The organism is Deinococcota bacterium, from assembly GCA_030858465.1.
GTDB lineage: Bacteria > Deinococcota > Deinococci > Deinococcales > Trueperaceae > JALZLY01.
Map to the genome: position 1 here is coordinate 1 of JALZLY010000090.1, position 7318 is coordinate 7318.

At 60.8% G+C, this 7318-nt stretch carries 3 protein-coding genes; all 3 read right to left on the reverse strand.

Annotated elements, in window-relative coordinates:
* On the reverse strand, positions 1-2653 hold a 2653-nt coding region (locus M3498_04330; protein MDQ3458525.1), incomplete at its 3' end, for an Ig-like domain-containing protein.
* Between the two features lie 286 nt (positions 2654-2939).
* Positions 2940-3644, reverse strand: coding sequence for a hypothetical protein (locus M3498_04335; GenBank protein MDQ3458526.1), 705 nt, complete (start codon positions 3642-3644; stop codon positions 2940-2942).
* Between the two features lie 121 nt (positions 3645-3765).
* Complete coding sequence (locus M3498_04340) at positions 3766-6858, reverse strand: hypothetical protein (protein ID MDQ3458527.1); 3093 nt, start codon at positions 6856-6858, stop codon at positions 3766-3768.
* Positions 6859-7318 lie beyond the last annotated feature (460 nt).

The following is a 7318-nucleotide window of genomic DNA, read 5'->3' on the forward strand; positions in this document are numbered from 1 at the left end:
CAAATGGATCTCTCGGACCCTTCAATGCCAGAACGGAGAAGGAATCCCCATCGATCACAGGCGGACGATTCTCTGGGACCTTGCTAACGAATACGGTGAGCGTCTTGCTGGTTTTGCCGCCGTGCGGGTCGGTTGCGGTGACAGTGAGCGTGCGCGTCCCCTCATTGGCAAAGACAACCACCGCGTCGCAGGAACCATTCTTGGGTTGAGGTGTCACCGTGTCGGGTGCGCTAACGCTCCAGACCAGCCTGTCACAACCGAGGTAACCCGATGACTCGGGATCATAGGCGCGCGCCGTAACGAAGTAATCCACGGTCGCGGGTATGGAATCGGTGGCGACGGAGATGTCCACTATGGGCAGCGAGTTACCTACATTTACCTTGAGGGTGATGCTTGCGCTGGCTCCCGCTTTGTCTTTAGCCGTCACCGTTACTGTGCGCAGGCCCCCACTGCGGAAGGTGACGTTCAAGGGAATCGCACCATCGCGATCGGAGGTCGCGCTGAGTGTGATCGGCTCGCCCTCAGGGTCTATGACGTCAAAGTAGCCGCTGAAGCCGGCGCGCGGCCCGAGGATGATGGGCACACCTATGCTGGCTTGTATCACATCGGACTTGACGTTGCTGAACTTTGGCGGGGCGTTGGGCGAACGTCCAAACTCTTTACTGAGGCTGTAAAGGGTTCCATTACTTTCGGCGACCCGCCCGATCACCGGAAGGTCGACGATGAAACCGTAGTAGGCGTCGAGGTTGCCCCGCAATATCCAAAAGGGATTGCGTGGAATGGCGGCGTCGAGTTCGATCCCCGACTTCACGCCGATGGTAGGACCAGCGGCGTTGTAGAACATCAGCGCACCCTCTGTCTTGGTATAGGCTTTGGCGTTGAGTGCGGCGTTGACGGTAAATTGCTGATCGAAGGTCGTATTGAAGCTCGGGGTGGGTTTGATGTCCTCCCAGCCCCTGTCGTCCGTCCATTTAGCCCCGACTCTGGCAGCAGCGGTTTGGGTCGCGCGGTAGTCAAAGCTGAGGTTGACTTCACCGCTGGCGCCAACAAACGCGTACACCGTCGGAGTGACGCAGACAGGAACTGGCCCGATCAAAAAGCACTTCGTTTCGAAGCGGTACTCAGCGACCTTCTTCTCCTTAGTGATTTTGGCGTTGGCCTCGCCCGAAACATGAAGGATTGAGGCCTGGTCGAAGCCGATCCAAGCCTCGAAACGGTCCACTTCGGGTGTCAGGCGCCCCTCACGAGGATTGATGTTGTCAATGCCGATACCGATGTTGTAGCCCGCGTTGAAGTACAGCACGCCGTCCACCCGCACCTTGACCTTGACATCCCCCTCGGCAATGTCCAGCACCGTCTCGTCGAACTCGAGCTTGAAGTTGTAGCCGTCCCCGATGTCGATGGCATCTTGCGGCGCGAGGCCGACGCTAAGCCCCTCCACCAGGGCGGTAGCGGACTCCAGGTCGGAGGCTTTCAGGTCTTGCGCGGCGTCCAGGTCGCCCTGATGCACCGCATCGGTGAGGTTGGCTTGGCTGGTCTCGAGCACCACCCCGGCGCCCTCCCGGCGGATGGTTTTGACCTTGCGCAGGTAGCCGTAAGGCGCGGCTTCCGACGGCTCGCCCACCAGCACGTCATCGGGACGCAGGCTCTGGAGCTGGAGCGTGTTCTCTGTGAAGCGCATGGTGCCGCTATCCGGGTCGAAGGCGCCGAGCGCGTCTTGCGTGGCGCTATCGGCTACCTTGGTGGTGGGGGGGATGACCACGGGCCGTCCACCTGGCGGGGGGCCGCCGCCCGGCGCTCCAGAGCTGACGGCGACGGTGACGGCTTGGCTCGAGCCACTGTTGCCCACCGCGTCGAAGGCGACGGCGGTGAAACCGAAGGTGCCGGTGTCGGCCGCGCCGAAGCGGCGTTCGAAGCTGTAGGGCGCGCTGTCATCCTCACCCAACCTGGTAGTACCCTCGAAGAAGACAACCTTGCTCACGCCCACGTCGTCGCTGGCGCTGGCGCTCAGCGTGATCGCACCGGGCGCCGTGATCTCGCTGCGGCTGCTCGAGAGGCTCACGATCGGCGGGGTAGTGTCGATGGCCGTGCCCGCCGGGTTGACGGTAATCGTCACCTCGGCGCTGAGCGCGGGGTCCGCCAAGGCCGCCGTCAAGGTGGCAGTCTCCGACGCGTCCACGCTGGCCGGCGGAGTGTAGGTTGTGCTCGGGCCGCTCTCAGGCGCGACGCTACCGGGACCCGACAGCGTCCACGTCACCGTTCCTTGCGCGCCCACGATGTTGGCGGTGAAGAGGACGCCGGGACCGCCCGCCACCACCCCCCGCGCAGGGGGGTCGATGGCTAGGCTGGCAGGCGGGAGGACGGTGACAGTGGTCGCCTTCGTGGCTGTGCCGCTGGCGTTGCTTGCGGTGAGGGTAAAGGTGGTGCTGACCGTCACCGTCACGGTTATAGACGTTCCCGTCACCGCGCCGACGCCGTTGTCGATCGCCAGCGACGTCGCCCCCTCGACCGTCCAGCTCAGGGTGACCTCGCCACCGCCCGCAGGCAGCGTGTCGGGCACAGCACTAAAACCCTGGATCACCGGCGCGGGTGTGCTCGCGGTGTTGCAGGCGGCGAGCAGCAGGATGAGGCTGAGTGTCCACGCGTGTTTCATGACGACTCCTTCTCGGCTATCTCGGGACGGGTTCCTGATGGAGCCAGCGTCCCCGCGGCAAAGCCGTGACCGCACTGAGCGCAAAAGTGGCTGTAGGGCGAAAGGACCGCCGCGCCGCACTGTGGACAAGCGCGCAGCAGTTTGGTGCCATCATTGAGGCAGAAACGCTCTTTGGCCGAGGCCGGCGTCGCTCGTCCGCAGAGGGGGCACAGGTGAAAGCTGTGCGTCTCATCCTTGGGCTCTGCCTTGCGCTTAGCTGTCTGTCGCGCATGAGGTGACATGAGGCTCAGTCCGCAGGGACCGTCAGAGGATTGACGAAGTACCAATAGGCATCCTCGGGAATGGCCGCAGTTACGATACCAATCCCGCTCATGCTCTCGTTGAGCCGCAGCGAGTTCCAGTCCTTGCGCAAGTCGAGGTCGTAAGAAAGACCGAATCCTTCGCCGGCGTCACACGAGCCCTTGACGGTGCCATCGGCGTTTGCGTAGGCAAAGATGTACCTTTCCCTTTCGGGTGACAGGGTGAACGGATATGAGCTGATATGGATTGCGCCACCTGGACGGGCATGTACGCCCTCCTCGTACAGGCCAGGAATTTCGATGGAGGTGACTGAGGCAACCTTCTGCTGGGCATTCGACGCGATGATTCCCGCGCAATCCGCAAAAACGGGTAGCACAAGCCATGGGGCCGACGCGTCGATCCTTTGCAGGCCAAACGTATAGCTACCGTCCGCACTGACGTGGCCGAAGCCGACGCCGACGCCTTCCTCCGAATCGCTATCCGGATACGTGGTGGCGAATATCGCGCCATCACCTGATGCGATCGCGTCGCCCTTGGTCCAGTCGATAAGGGTGCCGCTGAAGTTGGGCTGCTCGCCCAGTGCCCAGGGAGCTGTAACGGCGGGAGCGCCTTGCGCTCCCACGCAGGTACTCAAACCAAGGACGAGAGCAACGACCCATCCTGTGAACATTCGACGAGAAGTGGACTTCATGGCTTCTCCTTTCAAAGCCATGATGGATGGGGCCTGGTTAGCTTTCGGTCAGGATTTACCGGGATTTATGCCACTACCCGATCCCTGCTGGACCAGAGTCCTGCCAGGACAGCCTGCTCCGCTACGGCAAAGAGTGAGACTGGCTGCTCAGGAACGCTGTCCACGCTTCTGGAAAGGTTTCGCCCACCTCGGCAAAGCGTCTTTTAGCTTCGTTGTAGACACTGCGCAAGGTCCGGTACTGCTTAACTTCACGCAGCGCCAATAGCCTGAGCTGCAGGTAAGCGGGGCTGTAGGGATTGGCCTCCAGCAGGATACTGGTAACGCGGGCGGCTTCTTTGGTGTCGCTTGCAAGCAAGGCCTTGGCTCTGGCTGCCAACGCAAGGTAGAGGGACTCCCGAACGCTTTCCCTGAGTGAGAGTCCAACGTGGTAACACCCGCGCCACAGCGATGTGTCACCCGTTTCGAGAAAACGTTCCGCGTCCGACCGCAGCTGGCCAAGCGCGTACCCCGCTGAGGTTGTTTTGACGGCGCTCTCACCCAAGTCGGCGCGGAGGTTGCTGACGAGTTGTTTGAGGCTGTTCAGGGCTCTTGCTTCGTCACCGCCCGGATAAAGTGCATCAACCAGCTCGAGCCGACTCACTTCGGGTCGCCCAGCCATCCGAGCTTCGAGCAGCAGGGCCAGGATCTCTTGACGTTTGCGCCCGCGCACCGGTATCTCCTGCCCCCCCTGGCGAAGGCGCATCGCCCCCAGCACGTCTAAATCCGGGGCATCACTAGGTGCCGGACCGGCCTGCTTAGTTTGCGTCCCAAGCTCCGGAAAGTACCGTTTGGCAATCGCTACACTTTGAAGCAAGCCGCGCTTCTCAAACCACTCCAGCCGCCTTCTGGCACTCTCCACATCCCCGTCCAAATAAGCCAGTTCAAGACCATACCTGTTTGCTTGCAAGGCTAGCCCGTACTTCTCAGCAAGCTGATGGGCCGTGACCAGGGCATCTCTGGCTTCACGGACCCGACCAAGTGCCTTCAACGCGCTCCCCTTGGCGAAGGTGATTTCGACCACAGCTTCCGCAAACCCCATCTGCCCTGCACGTTCTAAGGCCCCATCAGCCAGAGCTAAACCCTCCGCAGCCTGACCCACCGCTGTTTTCGCACAGGACAGGGCAGGGAGAGCGATAATGATAGCGATCTCCTGATGTAGCGCTTGAGCGACATGAAGGGCATCCTGCGCGTACTTCAGCGCCAGAATTGGATGGATTTGAGCTGACCACTCAAGGTATAAAATGCTCAGTTGAACGAGTGTGTTGACGAGCCACGGTTGCGGCTCGGTGCGCCTGAAGATCTCGAGAGCCTCGAGCAGAATGTCCTCGGTGCGCTCGTACTCGCCCAGCTCCACCAACACATAGCTCATCATGACAAGGGTTTGCGCGTAGTGAATGCTGTTGCCCACACTGGCGTAGATGTCGAGTGTTTCCTGTAAATCGGGCAGGCTCTCCCAGTAATGGCCCTGCTGCAAGCGCGTCAATGAGCGGTTGCGTAAGACGTTGGCTACAGACTCAAGAGGCACCGAAGTATCCTGTCGGAAGCGAGACAGAACCTCGCTGTAAATAGTGTCAGCGTCTTCAAACCGACCCCCATAGAAGGCTATAGCCGCCTGGAGTTCCCCCAATGACCCCCGATCGTCCTCCGTTGCCTGGGGTTTGGCCAGCCACAGCGCAACGAGGTCAGCGGCAGCATGCAGGTTCCCCTGGTGCATGTAGGCCCAGCCGACATGGTAGATGGTCTTGCCATCACACTGCTCGCGGTTGGGGTCGGCCTCCCAGACCTGGATCACCTCTTCGTGCCTCGCACTTTGGTGCAAGAGCTTGATATAACGCTGCAGCCACACCACACCCTGCTTCGCCGCGGGGGGCAGTCGGCGAAGCAGCCCTTGCATGCCTTCATGGTCGCCCCTCACAGCGAGCGCAGTGGCTTGCAGATAAAGAGCCTCCGTCGGGTCGGAGAGGTGCGCACTCGCTTTGGCAGCGAGCTCGAGCATCAATCCGTAGTCAATCCCATCAAGCACCTTGGCAGCCTCCAGGGCCAATCGTCCTTTCTCTTCACCCACCGCATGCTCGCTCGCCTCGGCCATCAGGCGCCCCGCTAAAACCGCATTGCCACCTTCTTGGGCAGCTTTGGCAGCACGACTGAGCAGCGTGAGCGCCGTGGTGCGGTCGAGGGAAGCAGCGCCAATAAACCCAGCTGCTCGAATGGGATCGTCGTGCAACAAGGCCAGAGCCTGCCGTGCCAAAGCACTGCGTTTGGCTTGAGGTACCTGCTTGAGCGCGATCTCACGGTAGAGCGGATGGACAAAATTGCCCTTGGAGAACACCCCTCGTCTCTCGAGTTCGAGCTTCGCTGCCACCAGTTCCGGCTCGGAAAGCTCGGCTACGCCTTGCCACAAGGTGTCGCTCGTGTCTCGCGGCAACAATGCCCCCGCCTGCAGGGTGGCCTCGAGCCGCTCATCTCGCCTCACCTCGGCAAGGCTCAGTTCAATCAGCGCTTCGACCGTCGGAGGCATAAGGACAAGCTTGGGCCTCCGCCAGTGCCACCGTTTCCCGTCGCTCCACAAGTACCCTTGGCGACTGAGAAAGCGAAAGAACTCAAGGGTATAGAGGGGGTTGCCTGCCGCCCTGCTGGTGATCCATCCGGTGGCTTCCTCGGGCAAATGGGAAGCTGCCGCCCGCTCGAGCAGGCGCTCGGCCTCCTGGCGAGTCAGTGGCTCAAGGCGGATCCGCTCGAACGGGTCTGGAGGCTCGGTTCGGCTGGTGACAAGTAAGCCCACGCCTCTACTCCGCTGAATCATTTGCGCTAGGACGCGGATGAACTCGTGCCTTTCCTCGTCAACTTCGTGAATATCCTCAAAGTGCATGACGAAGGGAGCAAGACTAGCCAGAGCCGCGGCGATAGCCTCGAGCACCTTTGGGGCTTCAACTGCTTCACCGGTCTTCAGCCGGGACAGTGTCCGTTCGGCCCAGCTCGCCAACTTTTTGGCTTTTGGCAAGTGCTGCACCAGCGTCACGAGCGGCACTGTGGCGTGCAGGCTGAGGCTCTGGCATGGCAGTGCTTCAAGAAAGTGTTTTGCAGTATGGCTCTTGCCGATGCCAGGCTCTCCCCACAGGCCCAACGCAACGCCATTTCGCTTGAGCAGCACGCGCTTGAAGAGGCTTCTCAGCATACTCGAGGATACTCTAAGGCAGGCTCTGATGAATGCCCTTACGTGAGGGACAATGCGGGTTCATTAAAGATTACTCCGCAGTGCGGATGACTGACTGCCGGGGTCTGTGCGTTTCTGCAACCGGAGCACTGGACTGCACGCTCGTGCGCACGTCAGCCCAAGGTTAATCCTCGCAGGAATCCAACCGATGGGTTTCTTTTCTGAACTCCCGACCTCTCCCCTACCGAAGTAGTGCATCACGTCAACGGCGACAAGAGCGACAACCATCCCGACAACATCACGGTGTTCTCGTTGCAAAAGGCGCACATGATGTGGCATCACTTCTTGTGGCGCAAGCCTGACTACGGGGACAAAACTTTCAGACATAGTTCCAGCGGGTACTTAGCCTCGTTAGGAGCAGCGGTGATAGCCGCCCGCAAGAGCTCGAAGCCGCGCTTGAAGAGGCTTTTGGGGGCATAGC